Origin of the sequence: Flavobacterium sp. GSP6 (assembly GCF_003984855.1) — a bacterium.
Lineage (GTDB): Bacteria > Bacteroidota > Bacteroidia > Flavobacteriales > Flavobacteriaceae > Flavobacterium.
The window spans coordinates 19,615-45,810 of sequence record NZ_RYDO01000020.1; the positions used below are offsets into that span (position 1 = coordinate 19,615).

A 26,196-nucleotide genomic window follows, 5' to 3' on the forward strand; every position below is an offset into this window, starting at 1 on the left:
TCAATTAAAGGTTGGTTAAAAACTAACATTAAGTCCAAAAGTGAGCGTTGTTGGCCTTGGATATTGAAAGAAGAACATATTCTGTCCCCATTGATTTCCTCCTTGTGAAGATCCTTCGGGATCAAAACCTTTAAAGGACTTGGCGTTTAAAACCCATGCATTGTTTAATGTAGAATAGATTCTTAAACGATTAATACCACTTTTTTCAAGAAACGTATCGGGGAAGTTATATCCAAAAGAGATAGAGTTCAGTCGAAGATAAGATCCATCGGAAACCCACTGGCTGTCCATTTCCGAACTTTGACCGCTAATAGGGCCATTCCGAATTTGTTGTACCATCGTGTTTTGATTTTGTTCAGTCCAAGCTTCGGTTAGTGTTTCAACTAAACCATTACCATAACCCGTTCTATCCTGAGTAGAGTGAAAAAACTGTTGAAGAATTTCGCCTCCCTTAACAAATTGAAAGTCCAGGATGAAATCAAAATTTTTATATCGTAATTTATTTATAAAACTTCCAGTCCAATCAGGTAAACCACTTCCTAAAATACTTTTTGTAGTTGATCTTTTAGCCTCACCCGGAATTTGATTTACTAAGGCGGCTTCAGCAGCTTCATCTGTACTCCAAGTTCCTAAACGAGTATATCCATAGAAAGATCCCAAAGACTCCCCAACGCGCAAGATTGTCTGACTTCCTGATACCCAAAAAGGACCTGGTTCAATATCTTCGTTGTTCGTGCCTAATTTTTCAATACGGTTTTTGTTGAAGTTTAAATTCAAAGAGGTATTCCAAGAAAAATCATTGTTTTCAATGTTTACTGTTGAAACTAGGATGTCTACTCCACGGTTCGATACTTCACCAATATTATCGAGTACGGATGTAAAACCAGTACTATGCGGAACCGGACGATCTAACAAAAGATCGGTTGTGGATTTGTAATAATAGTCAAATTCGAGAGAAACTCTATTTTGAAACATACTTAGGTCAAAGCCGATATCGAATTGTGAAGTTTTCTCCCATTTTAAATTGCTGTTAGGAAGTCTGTTAGAGTAGGATGAGGGAGCACGTTCTCCATTAATCAGAGCAGTACCGGAGGCTATAGTTGCCAGAGATCTGTAGGTTCCAATTTCGGAATTTCCTGTAAGGCCATAACTGGTTCTAAATTTTAATTGGTTTATAAACTTAAGATTATTTACAAAAAAATCTTCTTTAGATGCGATCCAACCTAGACCCAAAGAAGGGAAGAAGGCATATTTGTTTTGGGCACCAAATCGGGAAGAACCATCCATTCTGGCGGTGAATGTTGATAAATAACGATCTTTATAAGTATAGCCGGTACGCACAAAGTACGAATTCATAGCCCAGCTTTCTGATAATGAAGTAGGAGGATCAGGTGTTGTCGCTGCTCCCATATTATTGTATTTGAAAAAATTATCAGAAAAACCTCTAGTGGCCGAACCACTTCTTTCAAAACTATTTTCCTGCCAACTCAGACCTAGTACCGAATTTATACGGTGATTATCGCCTAAATCTTTATTGAAAGTAAGGAACGTTTCTTGTTGCCAATACATGTTTTGTTCGTTTGTGATTTGAGCAAAACCATTAGGGGCAGAGATATTTACTAAATCGGTAGGCCAATAATCTTTATAATTACGATATTGGTTATCAACTCCAAATTGAGTTTTTAAATCCAGACCAGGTAAAATATGAAAGGTCAAAGCAGCATTACCAAAGATTTGAGTACGATTGCGTAAACGCTCCTGAGTTTCTAGCACATGAACCGGATTAGCCATTCCTTCAAATCCAAAATTATCAGTTGTACCTAAAGAATTACTCCAGGAACCATCCGGATATTTTACAGGAAAAAACGAAGGCATTTCAATCATAGTTCTCCTGGGTGACTGCCCGCCACCATCTTCCTCAACCGCATTTTCATTTGTACGATTAACGAGCATGTTAATTCCAAAATCAAACCATTCTTTAGGTTTAACATCAAAGGCAAATTTTGCATTAATCCTTTTCATATAGGAATTCAGCATAATCCCTTGACTGTCTGTAAAATTTAAAAAAGCACCTACCGATGATTTTTCTCCCCCTTGTTGAATACTAATTTGGTGATTTTGAGAGATAGCAGTTCTAGTAGCCTCTTCTTGCCAATTTGTATTGTAAAGTGGCTGTCCATTCGCATCAAATAAGCGAGGATCATTAGTGGTTAGTACAGGAGCAGCTCCCGGCTGATAGTTATTATATTTAGGGGCATTGGCATAGCCCGTTTTAATCACTTGCAGTAACTGATTTGAGTCTAATACATCCATTTGTTTCCGCAATTGACCAAAACTGACATAAGTGTCATAGGCAACGGTAATTTTGTCACTTTTGTTCCCTCTTTTGGTGGTCACTAAAATAACTCCATTAGCTCCTCTAGCTCCATAAATCGCTGTTGAAGAAGCGTCTTTTAAGACTTCCATACTTTCGATGTCATTGGGATTTAGAAATTGAAAATCCTGCATGGCAACTCCATCCACTACATAAAGTGGATTTGATGAAGAATTAATGGTACCGACTCCTCTAATGACTACTCTATTACTCCCTGAAGGTGAGCCAGAATTTGTGTAAACATTAACTCCGGATACTTTACCTCTCATACTTTCTAGAGCATTAAAAGAGGGGTTTTCAAGGATTTCTTTGGATGTAATTTTACCTATGGCACCAGTAACGTCAGATTTTCGCTGTACACCATAGCCCACCACAACAACTTCATCTAATTCCTGAGAGTCTTCGGCTAATATGATATTAATCGTTGTTAATTGACCTACCTTGCGAATACTTGTAACGAATCCCAATGAAGAAAATTCGAGTTCTGAGGATTCACTTGGCACAGTAATACTAAACTTACCGTCTAAATCAGTAATTGTACCTATTGATGTACCTTTTACAACCACATTTACTCCTGGTAAAGTATTGTTTTTTGTATCTAGTACTTCGCCTGTTATTTGGATATTTTGTCCAAAGGCAGTCATTGAAAAAAGGAAGATAAATGCGCTACAGATACTTGTGAGACGCGATTTGAATAGTCTGTAAAAATCAGACTGTTTTTTCTGTATATTCATATAATAAAAAATTATTTAGTTAAAGATTTTTTGTTAGTTAAAGATTTTTTAGCATAAGCACTAGGGTTTTTAAATGATGCATTTTTATGGCATCTGGACATTTTAATAATTAGTTTTGGTTCTCAAAATTTAATTTTTTATTTATCAACAGTTTCGATTTCTACCTTTTTTACAAAAAACGAAAGATAAATATGGTATACGCAGCATAGTATCAGTACAATTAAAGCTCCAGCCTGTAATTCTAAGCTATCGGATGCTAAGCCCATTAACCAAGGAAATAAGGCACCTCCAGAAATCCCCATAATTAACAAGGCAGAAATGTCATTTGATTTATCGGGTAAATATTGAAGCGCATAGGAAAAAACGATAGAAAAGATATTAGAAACCGATAAGCCTACTAAGGCTATAAATAAGTAGAGTATGTTTAAGTTATCAGCAAAAATTAGAGCAAGTAAAGAACTTATAGCAATAAAAGTACTAGTGATATAAAATTTTCGGACTGAAACATAGGAAAGCATAATACTCCCCAGAAAAGAGCCGATAGTACGAAATATGAAATAGACACTAATAGCATAAACGGAGTCTAGGGAGGTCATTCCAAAAATACGTTCTTCCATTAGTTTTGGCGCTATTGTATTAATTCCGACATCAATGCCCACGACTGTAAAAATTCCAATAAACAATTTTAATACTGTTGGATTTTTTAGCAATGATAAAGAGGATTTGAAGGAGGAAGAGTGAATGGTCTGGTTTTCGGTGATGGGAGTAACCAACAACCAAAAGGAGGATGCCAAAGTAGCTATCAGATAAACGGGAAAAATTAGCGTCCAATCCCCAAATTCTTTGGCGGCGTAAGCGGCAATTATCGGTCCCAAAAAAGATGATATTGCCTTTACAAACTGTCCTGCAGAAAGACTGGCAGTAAGTTTATTGTTTTGTACCACATTAGACAATAGTGGATTTAGGGAAACCTGAATAATAGTATTACCTATTCCTAGTAATGCGAAAGTTATTAAAATGATTGTAAAGTTATAAGCAAATAATGGTAGCAAAAAAGCGATTAAATGAACGATCATACTTAGAAGAACTGTCTTCTTTCTTCCGATGCGATTCATTAATAAACCCACTGGAATAGAGAAAATTAAAAACCAAAGGAATACAACCATAGGCAATGTACTAGCCATGGAGTCACTTAGATTAAAATCATGTTTAATGTTGTTTGTCGCGGTACCAACAAGATCCACAAAACCAACAATAAAGAAACCAAATAGAATGGGAAGTATTTTTTTGAGGTTATAATTGCTATTTTTCATTTTATTTTTTTTAATTCAAAAAGTAAATTTTTTAGGTATTCATCATTTTTTTTTGATAGTATCGTATTGTTTATAGGCTTATTTCAAGCTTTTTTTCGTTTTTATTTAATTGTTCCAAAGCAAAAGCGTAGGCGCCCAATGAAATGGCTTTCGCTGCTCCGAGCTTTGATATTGCAATTCCGGTCTTTTTAGATTGATTATATCGCACTTGGTTATTAGAAAAGGGAACATTGATGAGGTTTGATTTTTCTTTTAGAAATTCTATGTACTCAGAAGAATCGGACAGATTAAACGCTTCCATTTGTAAACTAGGATAATAACTACTATCAAAGGTTCCCACAGTGGAATTCAGTTCTTTTAAAATAGCAGGGAAAATATATTTTTCAGCACCTGATAATCCTCCGCCAATTACGACCAAGCCATCCATAACATTAATAATTCGAGAAATTACATCGCCCACAGCTTCCCCAAGTTCTTCGAAGCTTTTGATTGCTGCTTCTTTATCGCCAAGCTTTATCCCTTCGGCTATTTCAAAAATATCTTTTGGTGATTTTTCAGAATTATCTTTTGTGATTTCTTCATATACTCTTTGTACCGCTCGAATACTGACACTTTCTTCGGCTATTATATTTGGAAATTTTTTATTAGGCAATAACCATACATCGCCACCGCACTCATTGTCGCCAATATTTAAATTATTATTAATTACTATACCAGCACCAAATCCAGTACCTATGGTAATTCCTAAAAGGTTTTTATATTGTTTTGAATTACCGGCATTTTTTAAGTTGGTATTTACTTCGGGTAGCAGGCCAGCCAAAGCTTCCCCATAAGCAAATAGATTTCCATCATTATTTATAAAAACTGGGATATCAAAATTTTCTCTTAAAAAGCTGCCTAGTGCTACACCACCGCGAAAAGAAGGAAAGTTCGGAAGATCTCCAATGATACCATTTTTATAATCAGCCGGTCCAGGAAAGGCAAAGCTAATGGCTGCTGGATGGGCATTTAACTCTTTTTTTATAATACAAAAACCTTCTTTAATTGTATTTAGACATTTTTCCAAATTGTCTGAATTGGAAGGAAATATTACAGGAGTTACAATTTCCTGATTTCCTTTGATTGCAGAGAAAACAAAATTTGTACCTCCGGCATCAAGTGTCATCACAATTCGATTATCGTTTGTATACATTTTTATTATTTTAAATATTAAATTCTTACGTAAGCTTTAATAGTAGCACATTGTTGGCCGATGCCGGTTCCAAAAGGAGTTATTGTATAATTTTCGACAGATGCAGGAACAATAAATGTTTCGGCATAGTGTACATGAAAAGGCTCGAATTTTCCTTCCGGACTTTCTACTACGACTTCATCTCCTGCTATTAAATTTATAAGGTTTACACTATTGTTCGTATTGTGGCTTACTTTCTCCGTAAACCAATGACGACGACTTTCAATAAATTCACGGGGATGAAGTCCTGTTGATTCCTCTTTCCAAGCTTTACTCGCTGCAATTGGAATGATAGTATTCACCATATTTTTATAGATATAATCCGTTTGGTATTCCCAATTGATTACTTCTTTTCCTCTTTCAATATTGATAGGTCTGGGTTTACCATCTAATCCAAGACGCTGCCAATCCCATAGTTTAAAAGTGAACAGGCTTGGCGTAGCGCTTATTTCAAGAACCAGCGTATTCGCTCCGGAGCAATGTACAGTTCCGGCGGGTAGGAGGAAATGATCGTGTTTTTTAGCAGGTATTTTATTAATGTATTTGTCGGCGTCAAAGACAATTTTGCCCTTTTCAGCCTCCCGGAGATCGTTGATCATATTTTCTTTATCAACTCCCGTCTTTAAACCTAGATATACAAAGGCATTTTCTTTTGCATCCAGGATGTAATAGCTTTCATCCTGGGTATATTGCATTCCGAAATTATCTCGAATAAATTGGGTCGTAGGATGTACCTGCAGGCTAAGATTCCCGCCTTCCATAGTATCCAAAAGATCAAAGCGAATGGGGAATTCCTCTCCAAACCGCGATTTTACGGGTTCTCCTAATAATGCGCTGCTTTTAAGAAAAACTAAATTAATGGAAGGCATTTCAAAGCAGTCTCCATTGATATTTAAGAGCAGGCTGTTCTCAGAGGGAACTCCATCAAAACACCAGCCATAATTTGGTTTATCCTGATCCAGATCGCATACTTTTTTCATCCATTGACCACCCCATGGAGCAGGATCAAAGAAAGGAACTACCCTGAAAGGGCCTTCGATGGTTTTGTGGATTCCATTAAAAAACGTTTCTTTGTGGATCATTTTTGGCAGGTTGGCGATGTGTGTGTCTATCCAGTAATCGACCTTATCAAACAAGGTTTTTTTATGTTGATCACAAATAATCCAGTCATTAAAATAGGCTCTTTTGTATTGTATTGCAAAGGGCTCCTTGCTGTCATCTATGCCTAAAGCTGGAGCGGATTGTGTACGAAATCGCAACTGACTTTCCCATCGGGCTAAATCAGCATAAATTAATTTGTCATAATTTTTATCCACTAACTCCGCACCAGGTCCGAAAACAATTGTGAGTCCATTAGAATCCTTAATTGATTGTCTTGCTTTTTCCAGTTTTATAGGATCAAAATAATCAATCATTGTTAAATTGGTTACATAACCAAACAAACTATCGTTGGTCATAAATCGGGAAGTCATCTTTAGAACTTCTTCTTCCTTTAAAAATAAATCGCTAGTATTGATGAAAAGTTCAGATTTATAAGTTTTTATTTCTGTTAAAAATTCAGAGGTATAAATTCCAATATAAATATCGAAGACTATTAAAAATCGCTCTTTATTTATTTCCGTTTTCAACTGATCCATAGCCTTTTTCCAGCCCAGGAACAGTGTGCCTTTTGTTAGAGTTGCAGGATATTTGTTGTAATTGGATTTCATAATTATTTAATTTTTTTGGCATTCATACCTTATTTCTATAAGGGTACTTGCTCAGAATTTACGATAAGAAGCCCCTGCCTATACTATTGAAAATCCAATAGAGTAGGTGTACAACAGAAAAAACAATATTTTTTTTAAAGAAAACTAGCCGTTCTTTTCTTTGAGCAGGTGTGGGTAATTAATACTTGTTTGTACGATCATTTCTCCAAAAAGAGTATTTGCCCAAGCAAACCATTTGCGGGTAAATTTTGTTGCATCATCCTTGTGAAAGGACTCATGCATAAAACCGGTATCCGCATGAGTTTTCAATAAAATATGGATGCATTTTCTAATTTCATCCTCCTCAACGCTGGTTATAGCCCTAAGGATAATACTCATAGGCCAAATAGTATCTACCCCAGTATGGGGGCCGCCAACTCCTTCTCCTGCTTTTCCTTTATAAAAAAAGGGGTTATTTTCAGACAATATTAGGTTACGGGTGGCAAGGTATAAAGAGTCATCTGGTGCTATAGCTCCTAAATAAGGAAGTGATAGAATGGAAGGAACATTGGCATCGTCCATCATGTGAAAACTACCAAAACCATTTACTTCAAAAGCAATAATTTTCCCTAATTTGGGATGATTAATTATTCCTTGTTCTTCCAGACCTTTCTTTACCTGTACTTGTAATTCTTTTGCTTTGGCAACTAAGGAATCATCTTTGATTGCAGGCAGTGAAAACAGTTTCATTAGATACCCTAAAACCTCAATGGCAAACATATTGCTTGGAATCAAAAACGGCAATAAAGTACAATCATCACTTGGTCTAAAAGTAGATACGATTAAGCCACATGGCTTTACTGGATAACCATAACCACCCAAAGGAACTCCATCAGTAGCCCACGCTGTTGTTCTTTGAAAACTGTAAGGTCCCAGATTTTCATGTCGTTGTTGTTCTTTAAAAGTCTGCAACACTAAGAACATTGCTTCTTTGAAGTCTTTGTCAAACAAGCTGGTATCTCCAGTTTCTTTCCAGTACCCATAAGCAAGTCGAATGGGATAACAGAGGCTGTCAATTTCCCATTTGCGTTCGTGGATACCCGGTTTCATATCCGTAAGATCATTTTTCCACTCACTTATTTGATTCACATCTTTATAAAAGGCGTTGGCATAAGGATCCAGTAAAATACATTTAGTCTGACGGTTGATGACTCCTTTGACTAACTCTTTGAGTTTGAGATCCTCTTTGATATAAGGCAAATAGGGCCAAATTTGTGCGGTACTGTCTCTTAACCACATGGCGTCAATGTCACCTGTGATTACGTAGGTATCCGGTTTTCCATTTATAATTTCAAAATCAACCGTGGTGTCTAATGTATTAGGGAAGCAGTTTTCAAATAACCATGCCAATTCAGGATTTGCTATTTGTTTTTTGACTTTTATTATTGCCGCTTCTACAGCCGTACTGGTAAATTTTCTTTCAGATAAAGGAGGTCTTTTACTTGTAAAATCTTTAGCTGGAAAAGCAAAGGAAACCATGGGAATTGTTAGTAAACCGGCTGTTATGACACTTGTATTCTGAATGAATTTTCTACGTGATTGCATACTGTTTATTTTGAGCTTGAATATGAATAAGGATAGGATTTTGGGTCTGTCCCTCTCTCTTTATTTGAGGTATTGGTCATGTTAAAATCCAAGATAGCGCCATTTTGTAAGTCGGAATGCTTTATGAAATTCTTAGTAAAAGGAGTGTTATCCCATTTTAAATCAGCTACATATATGTTTTCATCAGAGTTATTGGGAGCATTAATGGTTACATTTTTTCCGTTTTCAAGTTCCAAACTTATTTTATTGAATAAAGGAGCTCCCAGAACATATTCATCCGTTCCCGGGCATACGGGATAAAAGCCCATTGCAGAAAAAACATACCAAGCAGAGGTTTGCCCATTATCCTCATCCCCACAATAGCCATCTGGTGTTGGTTTGTATAATTTATTCATTACTTCTCGGGACCAGTATTGGGTTTTCCAAGGCTGGCCAACATAGTTGTACAAATAAATAAGATGCTGAATCGGTTGGTTACCATGCGCATATTGTCCCATATTCATGACTTGCATTTCTCGTATTTCATGTATGGTTGCGCCATAATAACTATCGTCAAAAATAGGAGGCAAGCTAAAAACAGCATCCAGTTGAGAGGTGAATATTTTTTCTCCCCCCATTAAATCAATCAAACCCTGCATGTCATGAAATACACTCCAGCTGTAATGCCAGCTGTTTCCTTCGGTAAAATCACCACCCCATTTGAACGGATTAAAAGAAGCGGAGAACTTACCATCCTTACTTTTTCCACTCATCAAATTGAATTCTGGATTGAAAAGTAATTTATAATTCATCATTCGTTTTTCGAACAAATTGATTTCCTTTTTGGGACGTTTTAGTGCTTTGGCAAGCTGCCATATGGTAAAATCATCATAAGCATATTCTAAAGTTCTAGCAGCACTTTCATTTATACCAACATCATTTGGCACATATCCTAAAGTATTGTAGTAATTAACTCCTTTTCTTCCTACCGCATTCAAGGGACCTTCATTATTTGCCCCATTTAAAAGTGCTTCATACAATGTTTTAATGTCATATCCACGAAGTCCTTTTAAATAGGCATCAGATACCACAGATGCCGAATTATTACCTACCATTACATCTCTAAATCCAGGACTAGACCATTCCGGAAGAAAGCCCCCTTCTTTGTAAGCATTTATTAGGCCTTCTTGCATTTCCTTATTTATGGAAGGATACACTAAATTCAATAAAGGATATAAAGCTCGAAAGGTATCCCAGAATCCGGTACCGGCAAACATAGCACCGGCTTCCACTTTTCCGTTGTAGGGACTGTAGTGCACTTGATTTCCAGTGGCATCAATTTCATATTGTTTCTGTGGGAAACAAACGGTTCGGTATAAACTGGAGTAGAAGGTTTTGGTTTGTTCTACTGTTCCGCCTTCGACTTTGACTTTTCCTAGTACTTTATTCCATTCTTTTTTGGATTCTATTTTAGTTTGTTCGAAAGTGGCTGTGCCCAGTTCCCTTTTCATATTGAGTTCTGCCTGCTCGAAACTGATAAAGGAAGAAGCTACTTTTATATTGATTTTTTCTCCTTTAGTAGTAGAAAAACCGATGATCGCTCCAGCATGATTGGACATAGATTCTAATTTGTCTTTATCTAATTTTTGATCTTGCCAGGTGTATTTATCAGCAAAGGGCTTATCAAAGACCAACACAAAATAATTTTTGAAATTATCAGGAACTCCGCCACTGTTGCGAGTGGTATATCCTATTATTTTATTTTCAGAAGGAATTATTTTTACATAAGACCCTTTGTCGAAAGCATCAAGAACAATATATGATCTGTCATTTTCCGGAAATGTTATTTGAAAGTGAGCGGCTCTTTCGGTAGTGGTTATTTCGGTGGTAACATCATAATCGGCGAGATAAACGCTATAATAATAAGGGGTAGAAATTTCGGCTTTATGGCTAAACCAGCTAGCTCTGTCGTCTTCTAAAAAAGCCAATTTACCGGTAACCGGCATGATGGAAAACTGTCCATAATCATTCATCCAAGGCGATGGTTGGTGGGTTTGTTTGAAACCTCTAATTTTTTCCGCGGTGTAAGTGTACATCCATCCATCTCCCATTTTACCGGTTTGTGGAGTCCAGAAGTTCATTCCCCAAGGTCTGGCGATAGCAGGATAGGTATTTCCATTAGAGAGACTGTGTGTAGACTGTGTTCCCATCAGCGGGTTAACATAGCTCACGGCGTCAAAAATATCGGTTTGTGCTTTTGATGTAAAAAAAACGAAAATTAGACTTAATAAAATAAAGTGTTTCTTTCTCATGGTAGTTTTTTTAATACTATTTTAATTATTATTGGTCGTTCTGTAATTATTGCATTAGTCCAGTCTAAATTTGAAATAAGTCAAATCTCTTAAGTAAGTCTAAAGTTTACTAGTCAAAATAGCAATATTGTAAACAATAGTTTAAAATCAATTTGTTGCGTCATTTTGTCTAATTTTAAAACACGACATTATACAATGGTTATTACTTATCCTCCTTAAATTTTATTTCTAAGAATATATGTGGTAATTCTCCTTATATTGAAAACAATTAGACTAAACTATGTACTAAAACGTTTTAGTAAATTAAATAAAAAAATACTCGAATCTTAAACGTGTTAATTATTAGAAAATATAGATTCTCTTAGAATTAATTTCCCTTTTTGCATTATTTTTTGCACTTTAAACTCCTTTTCATTATTAATTTGGTCCATCAAAATTTCAACTACTTTTATGGCTAAACTTTCTATAGGTTGCTCAATTATGGATATAGTAGGAGTATGCAATCGAAAACTGGCATGATCATCAAAACTAATTATAGAAATGTCTTTAGGCAGTATATATTTCATCTGTTTAAAAGCTTGAAGACCTGCGAGTCCCATATAATTTGCAGAGAAAATTACTGCATCAATTTCTGGGTATTTTTTAAAGAAAGAAACCAACTCTTCAATTCGTTGTTGTTCTGTACTTTGAAAAGGGAGATGTAAAACTAGTGCTTCTTTATAAATCGCTGCTTTTTTTAAAGCATCCATGTATCCTTTTTCCCTGAGTTGCATTTGGATCATTCCAGAGGTATTATTAACCAATGCTATGTCTTTAAATCCTTTACTAATTAATAAATTGGCAGCTTCGGTTGCAGCTTCGTAATTATCCATTACTACATAGCTCACATTTTTGTGAGGAAAATAACGGTCAATCAATACCACCGGTTTATTTAACTGGATTAGATGATCAATATTTTTTTCGGAACCGGCTGTAGGAGTAATAATAAAACCATCTACATTTGCCTGTAGCAGGCTTTGGATTAATTCATTTGTTCGTACATCATCATTATTTGTACTGCAATAAAAAATTTTATATCCTAGTATACGAGACTGATCTTCAATTACTTTAGCAAGTTCTGAGAAAAATTGATTTGAGATATCTTCTACAATCAGACCAATCGATTTTGTTTTTCCAGTTCTCAAACTACTAGCAATCATATTTGGGATGTAACCTAAATTTTTGGCAATTTCTTTTACTTTTTCAATCTTAACTTTACTTATTGCCATTTGTGGTCCTTTGTTATTTAAAACAAAAGAAACAGTCGATATAGAAACCTGAGCTTGAATTGCAATATCCTTAATGGTAACTTTTCTCATAATGATAAAAGGGTGTAAATAAATCGGAGCTTGATCACAAACCTAAGGTAAAATTTATTACAAAAACGTTTTAGTAAAATTTATTTTTACATTAATCGTATTTTTATTATCAAAATAAAGAATATTGTGTAAATAAAAAAGGAAAAAATAAGAGTAATTCGTATTGGATAAAAAGTGCTAAAGTCCCTTAAATAGTCGTATATATTGTAAAATAGAGCGAAATTATAAAGGGTAAAACTACAAGAGGTAGTAATTAGTAGTTTTAAAAAAAACACACGTAATTTTTTTAAACCACTAATTAATTGGTCTATAAAACGCCTTATTGGCTTTTGAAATATACTAAGTTTCAGATAAAAGATTGGATTTATTGTGTAAATCGGTATGTATTTTTTATAAATTAACGTCCAATTTCTTGAGACAGTCTTAAAAGCAAGTCTAATTCATCTAATTTTTGTAAGCTTAGTTTGATAAAATACTTTAATACAAAGGGAGTAATAGATATAAAAACACGAGTCTTTTGGTTGATTTTTTCCTGCTATTTTTAAAATATTGGAGTATCTAAAATATATTCCGTTTTGTAGGACCTATTTTTCACCAATTATTTTTTTGAACAGCGATACAATTCCCAAAACAAATAGGCCAATGAGTAGTCCTATTAAAAATTCAGTTACCATGGAAGGCAATTGGGTTAAAATCCCATGAAAAAAAGCAATGTTGTGAACAAATATGCCACCTGCTACTAAGACTAAGGCGATGGTGCCTATAACGGACAAACTTTTGATGACCTTTGGTAGTGCTTGGACAAGAATCTTTACGGTTTCACTCATTTGAAGAAATTAAATATCTTTTTTGAATTAATGTTTCTTTCGTTTTATCAAATGATAATGTTTTGATTGTTGATTTGTAAATAAACAGTATTTTCTAGAATATTACTATACCCACTTTTAGTGATATTTAATTTGGCTGTTCTTCCTTATTTTACTTTCAAACACTATCAACTTAAATATTTATTGACTCATGCAGTTTGTTATTTATTAGAGTTTATGAATGTGCCGTTTGTTATCGTTTTTCTTTTGAATTTGGTATAAATCTTACGAGGGTAAACATTTGTCTCATGCGGGATCGTACGCGGTCTTAATAACTTGCTTCGAGTTCTGAAGCGCAAAGATTAGTGGTCACGTGTATTAGTGATTTTTTTTTAATGAATGAATCGTAACGGCTGAGAATTATTTCAGCCATTACCTTACACTCATTACCGAAATGTTTGACTTGCTTTTCGGTGCCAAGGTCATTCAAACAAAATCCCAAAAGTCGTGATTGAATATTTTGTTTTAGGTTAAATTTGTTGACAGATGGGTATTCCTAGACTTAATTTTGTTGAAATAAGAATTCGTGCGTATCAATTACAGCTGCTCTTCCCATCTGTACTAAATTCTGCGTTTTTTTTAAAAATATTCCGAGTGTTTTTTCATTATAAATCAATTTCATTTCGGAAGAATAGTCGGTCACCAAATACATATCACCTTCTAATTTAAAAAAAGGAATTTCAGATTTCCCTTTTGCCTTTATTCCTTTATTAACGACAACGCCATTAGCTAAAGCATCCTTTAGTACTGCATCGCTTTTTTCTTTTGATGCTACTTTAGCATAGGCTACTATCATATTCATCCATTCGCTACTGTCAATCAAGTACCATTGTACCTTATTAAAGTCAATACCTTGATCGCTGATCCATCCGTAGCTGGTAAAAGCAAGTAATACCAGCTTTTTACCATCTAGTTTTGGATTGTCGGATGGACTAAATTCTTGTATTTTAAAAGAAATAACAGAGGTAGCTGACATATCTTTTGTTTTTTTTCCATTAAAATCAAGTGTTTTTAATGAAAAACTATTTAATTCAGGATGATTCGCTAAAACATATTGGGTAGCAGTCAATTCGGCTCTTTCTTTCATGTCCTCCACGGCAGCAATTCCTGCTCCTATGGCTAACAGACCACCGGCTACCGCAGCTACTGCTGCACCATTATTTTGAGCTTGCGATTGTTTCGGTACTAATGACAGGATAATAATTAAAGCAATAGTCAATTTTTTCATTTGATAGTGAGATTTAGATTAATAATAATGCGTCAAATCTATAGTATAAAAAATTGTTTATCTTACGGTTTTCCACATTTTGAGAAAATAATTATTTAATTCCACGCCGTTTAGATTGTCCAGAAACAATTGAAAATCGTACAAGTGAATCAACCCATCCTTGTTATCTGGTACTTGTGCCAACTGCACAAAATTGATGTTTTGGTATAGGGATTTTTCTCCTACTATGTCTTGTATGATGATGAAAATTGCTTGTTGTAACGTCTTTGTATCACAATACAAATTGTAACTTTTTAAAAAAACTACAATGTCTAACTTATGTGATAATTCATGATACTCAACAGGTAAAAATGTGAGTTCGCTGGCTTTTAGTGTAATCTCATGGAAGATGTATGGATCGTCAAGACCATTCATAATTTCGTAAATTCTTTCGGTTGGTTGGATGAATGCGGTGAATTTCCAGGTTTTCAATTGTGGTGCATTGTCGACTAAATCAATTACGTGATTAAAGTATTCTGGGTTGCCGTTGGCGGTTAAAATTAGCTCGCATTTTCCGTTGGCGGTTTTCGGATATACAATCATAAAGTCAATTTCCTTGCAATAATAACCGAGGTTTTTGTTTATCCAAAAGCTGATGTGTTTTTGGTTTTTAGGGGTTTCGTTGATGAGGTTTTTGATGGTTTGATTGTTGTCTTGGAACCAGTTCCAGAAAGTGTTGATTTTTTTCATGATAGAAAAGTTTAAGGTTTAAGGTTTGAAAAGTTTAAAGTTGCTTCTCGATACAATTTTTACGCAAAGTGATAAGATTGCTTCGTTCCTCGCAATGACTTTATCGTTTGTCTTTCGTTCTACTATCAAATGTTATCAAATTGAACATTTGTCGCATTCTGGAGCGGAGGCGGTTGCCGTAGTTGTTTTCGATTTCGGAGGCGGAAAGGTTGGTGGTGATGTGCGTGACGGATTTGTTTTCGACAAATTGTTCGTATCGGCTTATTAGTACTTCAGCCATGACGTTACAATCATTTCCGAAGTGCTTTATTTGCTGTTCGGCACCTAAATCGTCAAAGCAATAACCGGTTAGTTTTGATTGATTGGATTGCTTTAGCGTGTAGCAGTTGATGGCTTCAAAGCCATTTTTGGCAAATTCAAACGAGACTTCCCTGCATGTTTTTATTTTGTACTCAGACGCATGATAGGTAAAAGGACGTACTAAGTTCATCAGGGATGTTTTTCCGCAACCAATTGAACCTGATACTAAAATGCCTTTTGTTAAGTCTATATTTTGGTTTATGGCAGCTTTCTCATCTTTTATCATATAAATCAACAATTTGTAGATGGTAGGGTAATCCATTTCGCTGATATGAAACGAACTTCCATAGGTTATTTTTCCTTGGTTTTCTAAATATTCCAAGCATTTCTGGAAATTATACACTTTGAAACCTTTGTAGACCAAGAAGGTTTCATGGACTGATTTACAATGGTTCGTCATAGTTTTTTTGAGTTGCCGTGTGCAGGTGCATCGGTTTTGGTTGGGCGTTGTAATCGGTTTTTGGAGTGTTTGTTGCAAACTTAGCTGTGTTGAGCATCCAGTTTCTTGCTGCAGCTTTCCAATCTTTCATTTTTGTTTTTCCGCCTATGAGCCAACCGATGCTGGAGTAGTAATTGAAAAACTTATTGGCTTCTATTTGGGAGCTTTCCTTGAAAGAGAAGTATTCCAGTATCATTTCGAGTGATGGCACTGTGGTTTCAAAAAATAAATCGAGTTCAACATCTTTTTCTTTTTTGGCGCAACTTTTTTCTTTTTGCTGCCCGCTTTCAGTTTGTTTTTTATTGGTAGCAGTGAATACTGGAAGTATTTGCTGCCCGGTCTCCGTTTTTATTTCTTTCTCTTTTGGAATTATTATGGGATTTAAATTTTGAACTGGTTGATTTATTAAATTTTTTTCTATATCTATTTTTGTATTGTTTAAATTGTTTTTAACTGTTTGTTTTTTATTATATATATAGAGCTGTTCATTTACCTGTTCAATGACATGTTCATTTTTTGATTCGGTCAAATTGTGAACGGGTTCATTTTTTGAATGGGTTGGTTGTGGTATTTTTGAAATTGTTTTTTCTTTTTCAGAAAAATTGATCATAATGATGTTGGAGCAAGAGTGTGGATTGAATGTTGGGTTGTATACCATAAATCCTAAAAGTTCTAATTCTCTCATGCATTTATGATACGTTGCTTTTGAATTGATTTTGCTGGCTTTCATGATTTCTTCCCGAGAAATGCCTGTTGGATTCTTGAATCGGTTTACGTTCCAACATTGGAAAAGTGCCAAATAGAGAGAAATGTGCGTTGGATTTAGGGTGGATTCATAATTGATTTTATTGAAAAATCCGGTGAGGTGTTTGATGTAGTTCATGAGATAGTGTTCAGTTTTTAGTGTTCAGTTTGATTAACCACAAGTTGTAAGGAGTTAATGAGATTACTCCTCTAATTCGAATAAAGTCCTCTTGTCCTCCTTTGTCTAGGTTAGACAGATTGTTTGGTTACTTGTAATGACTTTACTTGAAAAGGGTAGGCTGGGCATTTACTTTATTTCCGTTTAAAAGTTTTTCAATGTCTGTTTGGTCGTAATACATAATACCACCGATTTTGGTGTAGGTGAGTGTGCCATTGACACGGAGGTTTTGTAAAGTACCGGGTGAAATATTCAGCAATTTTCGGACTTCATTGGATTTGAGCCATTTTTTGGGTTGCTCGTTTGTACCTTTAAGTATTTTTGTAATATCTTCTAATAGAGATTTACGGAATTCATAGAGGTCTGCTTTGGTAAGGATTTCGATTGCCATAACTTTCGTTTTTATATTGTTATGGTGCAAAATTGGTGGTATTGGTTGTTTTTATATCACAAGTGGTTCACAAGTTGTGAAAGAAAAAATGGTTTTTTATTTTGAAGTGGCTGTGGTTATTGACTTTTTTTAATAAAATATAAGGGTGGTCATAAGAAGTACGATTATGTTACTACTGGTTTTTTATTTGAAGAAAATTTTTACTTTTTTCCTTGATGAAAAAAGTAACAAAAAAATTAAGCCTGAAAATCAAAAGCTTGAAAACTACCTTGAAGCGCCGTTCCGCAGCTCGAGCCGTTCGTCCTTCTTCCTCAACTCGCGGACTGCTGCCACTTCACTTCCTCGTTGTTTTACTATGCTTTTTATTTAAGGGCGGTTAGAAGAGATTAATTGAATGTTTTGGTGTGTTACTGCTATTTTTCTCTTTGAAGGGAACCTGTTCTTTTGTCTTGATTACTTACGAGTTAATAATTTTTTGGAGTTCTTGAATCTTTGATTTCTAAAGAAGCAAAAAATATTCATGGTGCAATTACTGATTTTTGCTTTGAAGGGGGGAGCTTTTCTTTTGCCTTGATGCAAAAGAAACAAAAGATCAAGCCTGAAAATCAAAAGCTTGAAAACTACCTCGAAGTTCCGTTCCGCAGCCCGAGCCGTTCGTCCTTCGTCCTCAACTCGCGGACTGCTGCCATTTCACTTTTTCGTTGTTTTCTATGCTTTGTATTTAAGGGCGAGGAGAAGTGGAAGTTTATTTGGATTTTGCTCTATAACTCGACTCTAGGATCACTCCCTTCGGCCAACGCTTAATTCGTTAGCACGATTTTTGGAATGGTAACTATAAAGGACATTTCAGATGATGTCTTGTTATTATGAATGTTGTTGACTTCTTAATTTATTGATGAAGTAGGTGGGAGAGAGGCCTGTTTGATTTTTGAACGCTCGTGTAAAGTTTTGGGTGGAGCCAAAACCAGCTTCGTCACTTAATGACTTATTTTTGTAATTGCGGTATTTGTTTTCGTTTATGAGTAGTTTTATAATATGTTCAATCTTTAAATAGGTGATATATTCAACGGTTCCTTTGTCGCGGTAACGTGCAATAATTTTTGATACGTATTTCGTATTGGTGTTTAATAATAAAGCCATTTTTGCCAAAGTCATGTCTTTTTCGAGATACTTTTTATTGCGTTCAAATTTTTCGAGATTTTTAAGAATGGCGGCAATCACCTCGGGATTGATATCGAGTTCGGTTTCTTTACTGGTATTGTTTGAAACTAATGATCGGGTCGTTTCGGGTTTGCGATTCATCAATTCTTCAAATAATCTTTTATTTTTATAGTGTCTGTACACCAATACCGCTATGATTACTGTCATTATGGTAATTATAATGGTCCAGTAGTGTTCAATGTTTCTTTGAGTTTGAATTAAATTTTTTGTGTCGTATTCTTTGTGTATTTTCCCTGAAAGGTATTTATAATCCTTAATTAGCACTTGGTCTACTTTTGAAAGGGCTGTGACATAATATAACTCTAATTCTTTGTCGTTTTGTTGCTGATAATAATGAATTAATAGTTCGTAAGCTTCCCGTAAATCAGGGCGTATGTACTTTTGTTTTTGGAATGCTTCATCTATCTTTTTTAAGTAGGGTAATGCCTTTTCCTGCAATTTTAGAGCCCAGTAGCTTTTACCGATGTAAAAATAGGCCGTCGTTTCGTTTGTTAGATCTTTAGTTTCTTTCAAAGCAGGCAGTGCCTTCGTCAACTTCTTTATTGCGTCAGGATAATTGTGTTTAAAATACTGATTTACGCCTTCGGAATGGATGAAGTACGACTGCATTTCTAAGCTTTTAAAACGCTGTCCCTCACTTAGCCCCAGCTGATTCATCTGGTTGCATAACTTATATTTACCTATGCGGTTGTAAGAAAGCCCTAAAGAATGAAGTGTATTCAGATAGGCACGTTTATTTTCTTCCTTGAAATAGCTCAAACATTCTTTAAATAATGCTATTGCCTCATCGTAAAACCCAAGGTAATATTTGATCTGAGCAATGCCATATTTTACTTTGTGAATTTGGTATTGGTTGTTTGTCTTCGAAATGTATTCGTCTGCCATGATGTAGCTATCTAGTGCCTTCATGTGTTCTTTACGATCGTATTGGATAACCCCTTTCGTCATGTAGCCCGATCCGATTAATGCATAATCAGCTGTTTTTTTTGCCGCTGTCAACATACAATCGGCATATATAAGTTGTAGTTTTTTATCGCTTGTATAAATTAGGGCTTTATAGGATTGCGCCATTTGTCCGAAATTTTTCTCCCGTTTTGCCTTAGCTAACCATGATTGTGCATACAAACTTTCTTTGATACTGTCCTTTTCCTCGTAAAGTATGTTTTTACTAAAATATTCATAGTCTTTGGTTGAAAGACTGTCCGGGATAACAAAATTATTTTGTTGTGCATAAGCATTATAATGCAGACATAACCATATTATAAGTAAGTATTTTTTAGTCATATTTCTAAAAGATTGGGGAGCTTAGTGATTAAAAAACATAAGATTAATGTCTTTGAGACTGTATTTTGTAAAATAAATGTAGCTAAAATAATGTAATTGATTACAAGAATTACCCTGATAAAGGATTCTTTCGTTTCCTTGAGTTTAACTTACTGTTTATTTGGATTTTAGAGTAAAATGTAGTGTGTTCAATTCGGGAATTGCATATCATAGATTCCCGAATTGAACAGCTATTGGCTTGCCGGTGAGGAAAAGTGCCATTAGTTTTGCCCTGAATTCAAACGGTTTTGTTATGAGCAAAACCACCATCAAAATTGTTCAGATTATCCCGGGAGAAATGAACTGATTAAAAAGTAATCAGTAACATTTAAAAACATTATCAAAAATGAAAAAATTTTATTCAGGTTTTAGTACATTAATTTGTTTGGCCGTCCTTTTTGCACTTGCTTCCTGTACAACCGATAGTCCTCTTGTAGCGGGCGATACTGTAGGCAAGTCAGATATGAAGAACGAAAATCCTTATTATACTACCAAGAAGGGGGATACAGTGCTCGCTACGGAAAGTTTATCGACTAATACAGTTACAATGCAGGCAGATGAAACCGTTGATCCAGACTGGAAAAAGCTTATCACCCATTTTACAGGAACTACAAGGAGCAACGAGTAGTTGAATCCATGTTTAAGATAGGAGTTATTACAATCAAAGCTAGAAGGCTGCTCATTTTAGTGTGAGCAGCTTTTTTTTTAATTTTCATCTGCATCATCCATGCGGATTATTAGTTTGTTTTTGAGTGTATTCATAAATTTTGTCCTATCGGATTTCCTGTTGCGAATTTCCAGAAAAACCCTGTTGAATTGGCCCAATTCGATTTCTAAAGAAGACTCGAAAAAGGTTATGACTTCTTTGAGCTCTGTGGCTCCATTATTAAAAACGCCTTCTGAATGCAGTGCATAAATCAATTCTATAAGATCTACTTTTGACCCTGTCCATTTTAGACTTTTAGAGAGTTGAGAAGGTGATTGGATTGTTTTACTGCCTAATTTTTGGATTTGCTCTTCCAGAAAAACTTTAATCTCATCGTTGGCTAGTATTCGAGCCAATTTATAGTCATGGGAGGTAGTGAAGCGATGATCTGCTTGAAAATAAACACTGTCCATCATTAATTTAAGGTCGTATTTTTCGCGTATATAATATTTGCTATCGAGACAGTTGTTAGCCGTGCGACAGTAACGATAAAATTCCTGGTTTTGTTTGAAGAAAACTTTTAATTTAAGAAGTTCCGAGTTATAATATTTAGCTATTGTTTTATGGGAACCCAATGGCTTGTTGGTTTCTATAGTATAGATTTCGCTATAGTAAATCAGTTTAGCAGCAAACTTAGGCTTGATGTCTCGGAAGAATTCTATTTCTTCTTTCTTGTTCAACGATTTGTATTTTATGAAAGAGGATTTTAGTCTCTCTAAGGCAGTAACGCTACTTTTAATGGCCAATTCAGCCGATTGAATTGGATTTTCTGTTTGCAGATGGATTACTTTTAATTGCTGTTCTAATTGAGACATCAAGGATTCAGAAAATAATTTCATTGAAGCGGTTTAAGATTTACAAATTGACTTATTTGGTAATTGAATTGGGCTGTAAATCTATTTGATGCCCGCTACCGTTGCAAATGGAGTAGTGTGCGATTCCCGAATTGAATAGTGAAATTCCCGAATTGCATACTTTGTTTTTTGTACTAATGCGGTGATTGTATTTTATATTTACCGCAAAAATGCGGTGATAAATAGAAATAATCACCGCATTTATAATTAGAACGATATTGGAGGTTATAAGTTGTGAAACTAGTAGCCATACTAGTAAAACAGAATAGCATATTTTATAATACTAGTTGTAATCATTTTATTTCTAAAGGTAAACCAGTAGCAAAAAGCTTCTGGTTTATATTTTTTATTTTGTAATTTTTTCAATTTTCTCCATCAACATACCAAACCTTTCTTCCCTTACTAATGGATGAATGTGCATGGCTAAAATTTCGTTTGCTTGCGGATGCTTTTTTATGCCATTTATTTCTTGTTTTATGTATGTTCTAACATCTTCATCGGCAGCGAGTATTTCTTCTACAATTGAGGTTCTGTTGTCTAATAGGTAGATGATGTCTTCGTAATCGTGACTACCGTAGAAATCATTTGCGCCTCTGTCTTTAAATGCTTCTAATTTTGTGGCAAGGAAGTAGGGTGAAGGTAAAATGTTTATATTAACTCCTTCTGGCAAATCAATTTGTTGTAGGTATTTAAAGCCTGGCTTGTACCATATATTAGAAATTCCGATGCTACTATCTTCTGCAGGTATTATGTCTACTGCTATTTTATCATATTTGTATGAACAAATAGAATGTCCTTCAGGATCTGGATAAAATTTTAGTTCTGCCAAGCGTTCTTGCATTTGTGCCCATTCGTTATAGTTAGCTAAGTTTATGGTCATGTCTATATCTGAAGTCGGTCTGATTTCTTCTGCAGCTGGGTCATCGGTGTACAAGCTAATCACTGCTCCACCAATGAATACCATTTTTTCTCTCAGTTCTTCCAGGCCTTTTGCTACTTGAGCTACTAAAGCTAGATTTATTATTTTATTATGCATTTAGTATTCTTTTTTCCAGTTCTTTTTTCGCTATTTCTTTTTCTCTTACTCTACCGACTCTCAATGCATCGACCATTGCCAGTAATTCGTATAATATGTTATCTTTTAGTATTGCTTCTACTACTGTATTGTATAACGGTTCGATGGCTTGACCTCTATCGTTTCCTCTAGCGTAAGGCCAAACATATTTTTCTGAGGCATTTATAATTTTATTTAACGGTTCTGCAGAATGGGCTGTCAGTACACCTCTTACTATTGGTCCAGGGTGTTGTGGAAACGCATAGCTTATGCCGTGGATGATGAATTCATTGAATGCTATACGGTTTACTTTTTTTCTTGCGTCATCAATTAAGCCTGCATATTTGGAACGATTGAGAGATTGGCTGACTTCTGATTGGCTCATTCCCAATTCTTCTGCCAGTGTATGGTGAAACCAATCTTTGTTTCCTAAAGCGATAATCTTTAGGAGGATTACTATGTCTTGTGGCTTTAGATTATTTTTTATTTGGGACATTTTCTTTATATTGCATATTGCGATATGCAATATTACTTAATATTTACTTATAAAACAATAGATTACTATTTTATATCGCATATCGCGATATGCAATATATCTCTATTGACTATAACAAATTGAGTTGAGGTTAATTATTTAAATACTATGTGTAAAATATGATTCTAAGTATGTATTGACTTCAGCTAAAACATTCTGATATTCTATAATTAATTCTTTTAGTATTTTTTTTCTTAATCTCACCGCTTGAATTCATTATGTCTAATTGAGTTGATACGTCCTCTAAATTCCAAACAAGGTTTCTCCTTTATTGGTAGCAGTTATTGTTGCTGATTTTGTTAATGGCAAGTGCGCAAAAGCATTTCTTGTATTCATTAAAGTTTGAACTTTACTTATCATTTTGTTATCAAATGAATCAATATTTCTTAATGTTTTCATTTTGGCACCCGTGCTTACAATTGAAGAGTTAAGGACAATAGTTTTAAATTCATGTTCTTTTGCAGGAGAAAAGTAGCGTGTCGTAGATATCAAATTCTTTCTCTTTAGAATGGAAAAACTTTTTGCCTAATCCCCAGAAAATTTATATGACCCATGATTTCTCGTATCATAATTGATCCTATTAATTTATTGGCCATACTGATGTGATTTGATCACAAAGTAGGACTAAAAATCATCATCAAAACTGTCCAGTTTGAACCGGAATGAGGTGTTCACTTTGCTCCGGAATCACCTGTCCAGTTTGAACCGGAATGGGGTGTTCAGTTTGACCCGGAATATCCAATAAGAATTTGTTGGATTCCTCTAATATATTCCGTTGGATTGTGATTTAAGTCAGCCATATTTTTATTGATTACTTTTTTAATTATTTTACTCTCAAAACTTCTAACAACTTAAAATTTAGATACAACTTTTCTTTGCCCACTTGTTCACTTTTCAAGAAACCGTGATTTTCCAATTCTTTTAAATAATTACCTACCGTTTTTAGATTGCCTAATCCTGCCTTTTCTAATTGGTTTCTTTTTGTATATGGTAATCGGAATAGCTCTTCCATAAGGTCTTTTGAATATATTTTTGGTAACTTTTGTTGTATTTCGGTTCCCATTTCATTCATCAGTTTTTCAATCTCCGCTATTTGGCTCCTTCCTTTTAGGGCTGTTTGTTCCACCATATCCAGCATATATATAATCCAATCTTCCCAATTTCCTTCTTCTGTTACTTTTCTGAGATTGGTGTAGTATTTGTCTTTGTGTTGAATGATATAATTACTTAAATATAGTGCCGGTAAATCAAGTAAGCCTGTCATTTTGAGGTATAATAATAGAATAATTCTTCCTGTACGACCATTTCCATCAAAGAATGGGTGAATTGCTTCAAACTGGTAATGAATGATTGCCATTTTTACTAATGGGTCAATATTATCTTCTGCGTGAATAAAATCTTCTAGGTTTTTTAGCTTTTCTCTAATTACATTTTCTCCTTCTGGTGGTGTATAGACTACAGAGTTTGTTGCTGGGTTTTTTAATTGTGTTCCAGGTGCATTTCTTATACTGGATTGATTTTCTTTTATGATTTGCATTATTGCAACAAATAGATTTGTCGTTAGGATAGGTCGGTTTTCTACTTGTTCTACACCAAACCACAAGGCATTTTTGTAATGCATTACTTCTTTTGTAGCAGGATTATCATTTTTTTTCTCAGCAATCGATGCTTTGAACAGTTCGTCTTGTGTTGTGATTATATTTTCAATTGCAGAACTAGCTTGTGCTTCCTGTAAATTGATTGTGTCTATAAATAATGTTGGATTGGGTAAATTTGTAATTGCTCCTTTTAGCTCTGATAAAGCTCTACTGGCTGCAATTGTTTTTTTGAGTATTGTAGTATTTTCTATTTCCGCTTGTGGGGGTAATAACGGCAAATCATTGTACGCAATTTCTGGATTATGTGTTATTCTCTTACTCATATTATAATTTTTAAACGAAGGCGTTTATTACCTTTAATTTGTGTTCGAGTGTAAATATAATAAAAATTTACTCTCGTTTTGTTTTTGAGAGTAAATATTGCCCTCGTTTGATTTTAAGTTTTTCTTTCTTTACAAAAAGGTAATTGACATTAAATATCGGGGTTTGTTTTTTGTTATTATTTAACTTTTATTGAGGGTAAATATAATTCTTCAATAAAATAGTTTTGGAATAACGAAGTTTCATCTTTTACAACACCAAGCACAATTAGCCCACCACCCAAACCGGGTTAATTAGAAAACGCACAAATATTTTCCATTATTGAAGTGTCGATTGCAGAACCTTTTTTGGCTTCAATTGTGGTGCATTCGTCTGTAATGTTTAAATTCCTATCAAAATTAATTTTACGGGTAAGGGAATTTGTGTTCAAAAGTGAAGGAAAACACGAAAAAACTAGCTGAAACTACTCCGCAAAAAAAGAGGAACAAAATCCTCTTGAAAATACCGCTACAATCTTTACGACAACTCCATAGTGTTGACGGCAGGTACTCGGTTCCGTTCAACACGGGTTTACCTCATTGAATTTATTTTTGTTGGTATTCGGTGATTATAATTCATTGTTCATGCTGCGCACGCAACGAAATCTTAGCTGTTAGGCAACGTTATTTTATCTTAGGTGTTGTTAGTTCCTCAATTATTCCATTGTACCAACAAGTTTGCAAACTTAAATTTTCTTTTACAGGCTCATTATTAAAACCTTTAATTTTTATTTCTCCATTTTCTAATACATAAATGGGGTTTTCTTTTATACCAATTTCTTTGTAAAAACTAGCGCTATGAATTCCCATAAAGAAAAATTGTGTGGAACTAGAAAAAGAAATTCCTCCATTTATATTATGAGTTGATGATGCTTTTGTAATTACGGGAGAACCACTCATTCCAGGGAATAAATTACCATCCATTAAAAAATAAGGTTTACTGGACTTGCTAACTTTACCTGCATAAAAAGTTAAGAATAAAACCTTAATTTTAACATATGAAACAAGTGCGTAAAA

The 26,196-nt window shown here is 34.7% G+C and carries 22 protein-coding genes; 2 read left to right on the forward strand and 20 right to left on the reverse strand.

The window, feature by feature from the left end; all coding sequences use genetic code 11:
• Positions 1-15: 15 nt before the first annotated feature.
• The 13 genes from EKM03_RS14165 to EKM03_RS14225 all read right to left on the reverse strand — a co-directional run bounded on the left by EKM03_RS14165 (position 16) and on the right by EKM03_RS14225 (position 17,529).
• The gene (locus EKM03_RS14165; protein WP_199741570.1) at positions 16-3,108 is read right to left on the reverse strand and encodes a TonB-dependent receptor; all 3,093 of its coding nucleotides are present in this window, start codon (positions 3,106-3,108) and stop codon (positions 16-18) included.
• 137 nt (positions 3,109-3,245) lie between these two features.
• Positions 3,246-4,421 carry a sugar MFS transporter gene (locus EKM03_RS14170; protein WP_126562993.1) on the reverse strand — a complete coding sequence of 392 codons (1,176 nt, stop codon included), beginning with the start codon at positions 4,419-4,421 and terminating at the stop codon, positions 3,246-3,248.
• Between the two features lie 70 nt (positions 4,422-4,491).
• On the reverse strand, positions 4,492-5,613 hold the full coding sequence (locus EKM03_RS14175) for an ROK family protein (protein ID WP_126562992.1): 1,122 nt from the start codon (positions 5,611-5,613) through the stop codon (positions 4,492-4,494).
• Positions 5,614-5,630: 17 nt separating this feature from the next.
• A complete protein-coding gene (locus tag EKM03_RS14180) occupies positions 5,631-7,361 on the reverse strand; it encodes a class I mannose-6-phosphate isomerase (protein ID WP_199740709.1) in 1,731 nt (576 codons plus the stop codon).
• A 144-nt stretch (positions 7,362-7,505) separates the two neighbouring features.
• Positions 7,506-8,945, reverse strand: coding sequence for a glycoside hydrolase family 125 protein (locus tag EKM03_RS14185; RefSeq protein WP_126562990.1), 1,440 nt, complete (start codon positions 8,943-8,945; stop codon positions 7,506-7,508).
• A gap of 5 nt (positions 8,946-8,950) precedes the next feature.
• Complete coding sequence (locus tag EKM03_RS14190) at positions 8,951-11,236, reverse strand: GH92 family glycosyl hydrolase (protein ID WP_126740646.1); 2,286 nt, start codon at positions 11,234-11,236, stop codon at positions 8,951-8,953.
• Positions 11,237-11,571: 335 nt separating this feature from the next.
• Positions 11,572-12,594 carry a LacI family DNA-binding transcriptional regulator gene (locus EKM03_RS14195; protein WP_126562988.1) on the reverse strand — a complete coding sequence of 341 codons (1,023 nt, stop codon included), beginning with the start codon at positions 12,592-12,594 and terminating at the stop codon, positions 11,572-11,574.
• Between the two features lie 584 nt (positions 12,595-13,178).
• Positions 13,179-13,421, reverse strand: coding sequence for a DUF808 family protein (locus EKM03_RS14200; protein ID WP_126740647.1), 243 nt, complete (start codon positions 13,419-13,421; stop codon positions 13,179-13,181).
• A gap of 541 nt (positions 13,422-13,962) precedes the next feature.
• On the reverse strand, positions 13,963-14,688 hold the full coding sequence (locus EKM03_RS14205) for a hypothetical protein (RefSeq protein WP_126740648.1): 726 nt from the start codon (positions 14,686-14,688) through the stop codon (positions 13,963-13,965).
• 57 nt (positions 14,689-14,745) lie between these two features.
• Positions 14,746-15,417, reverse strand: a complete 672-nt coding sequence (locus tag EKM03_RS14210; RefSeq protein ID WP_126740649.1) for a hypothetical protein — start codon at positions 15,415-15,417, stop codon at positions 14,746-14,748.
• A 100-nt stretch (positions 15,418-15,517) separates the two neighbouring features.
• Positions 15,518-16,177, reverse strand: a complete 660-nt coding sequence (locus EKM03_RS14215; protein WP_126740650.1) for an ATPase — start codon at positions 16,175-16,177, stop codon at positions 15,518-15,520.
• Entirely contained in the window at positions 16,161-17,099 is a 939-nt protein-coding gene (locus tag EKM03_RS14220) for a transcriptional regulator (RefSeq protein ID WP_126740651.1), read from the reverse strand. Before EKM03_RS14220 ends, EKM03_RS14215 begins: the two co-directional genes overlap by 17 nt.
• A 142-nt stretch (positions 17,100-17,241) precedes the next feature.
• The gene (locus EKM03_RS14225) at positions 17,242-17,529 is read right to left on the reverse strand and encodes a helix-turn-helix domain-containing protein (protein ID WP_126563046.1); all 288 of its coding nucleotides are present in this window, start codon (positions 17,527-17,529) and stop codon (positions 17,242-17,244) included.
• Positions 17,530-18,021: 492 nt separating this feature from the next.
• Here EKM03_RS14225 and EKM03_RS14230 point away from each other — a divergent pair, with 492 nt between their 5' ends.
• Positions 18,022-18,333, forward strand: a complete 312-nt coding sequence (locus tag EKM03_RS14230; protein ID WP_126563045.1) for a hypothetical protein — start codon at positions 18,022-18,024, stop codon at positions 18,331-18,333.
• A 60-nt stretch (positions 18,334-18,393) separates the two neighbouring features.
• Here EKM03_RS14230 and EKM03_RS14235 read toward each other — a convergent pair whose 3' ends face one another.
• Positions 18,394-20,034 (reverse strand): AraC family transcriptional regulator, encoded by a 1,641-nt coding sequence (locus EKM03_RS14235; RefSeq protein WP_126740652.1) that lies wholly within the window; start codon positions 20,032-20,034, stop codon positions 18,394-18,396.
• A 424-nt stretch (positions 20,035-20,458) separates the two neighbouring features.
• Here EKM03_RS14235 and EKM03_RS14240 point away from each other — a divergent pair, with 424 nt between their 5' ends.
• Positions 20,459-20,701 carry a hypothetical protein gene (locus EKM03_RS14240; protein WP_126563043.1) on the forward strand — a complete coding sequence of 81 codons (243 nt, stop codon included), beginning with the start codon at positions 20,459-20,461 and terminating at the stop codon, positions 20,699-20,701.
• 77 nt (positions 20,702-20,778) lie between these two features.
• Here the strand turns inward: EKM03_RS14240 and EKM03_RS14245 are convergent, their stop codons facing one another.
• From EKM03_RS14245 to EKM03_RS15030, 6 genes are all read right to left on the reverse strand, one after another.
• Positions 20,779-21,618 carry an RteC domain-containing protein gene (locus tag EKM03_RS14245; protein ID WP_126740653.1) on the reverse strand — a complete coding sequence of 280 codons (840 nt, stop codon included), beginning with the start codon at positions 21,616-21,618 and terminating at the stop codon, positions 20,779-20,781.
• A 361-nt stretch (positions 21,619-21,979) separates the two neighbouring features.
• On the reverse strand, positions 21,980-22,669 hold the full coding sequence (locus EKM03_RS14250) for a nucleotidyl transferase AbiEii/AbiGii toxin family protein (RefSeq protein ID WP_126740654.1): 690 nt from the start codon (positions 22,667-22,669) through the stop codon (positions 21,980-21,982).
• A complete protein-coding gene (locus EKM03_RS14255) occupies positions 22,662-23,183 on the reverse strand; it encodes a hypothetical protein (protein WP_126553754.1) in 522 nt (173 codons plus the stop codon). The genes EKM03_RS14250 and EKM03_RS14255 overlap by 8 nt, the downstream gene beginning before the upstream one ends.
• Positions 23,184-23,465: 282 nt before the next feature.
• A complete protein-coding gene (locus EKM03_RS14260; RefSeq protein ID WP_126553756.1) occupies positions 23,466-23,714 on the reverse strand; it encodes a hypothetical protein in 249 nt (82 codons plus the stop codon).
• Positions 23,715-24,045: 331 nt separating this feature from the next.
• Entirely contained in the window at positions 24,046-25,143 is a 1,098-nt protein-coding gene (locus EKM03_RS14265; protein ID WP_126553758.1) for a Fic family protein, read from the reverse strand.
• A 660-nt stretch (positions 25,144-25,803) separates the two neighbouring features.
• Positions 25,804-26,196, reverse strand: a 393-nt coding sequence (locus EKM03_RS15030) for a hypothetical protein (protein WP_158616377.1), incomplete at its 5' end; no start/stop codon positions are given.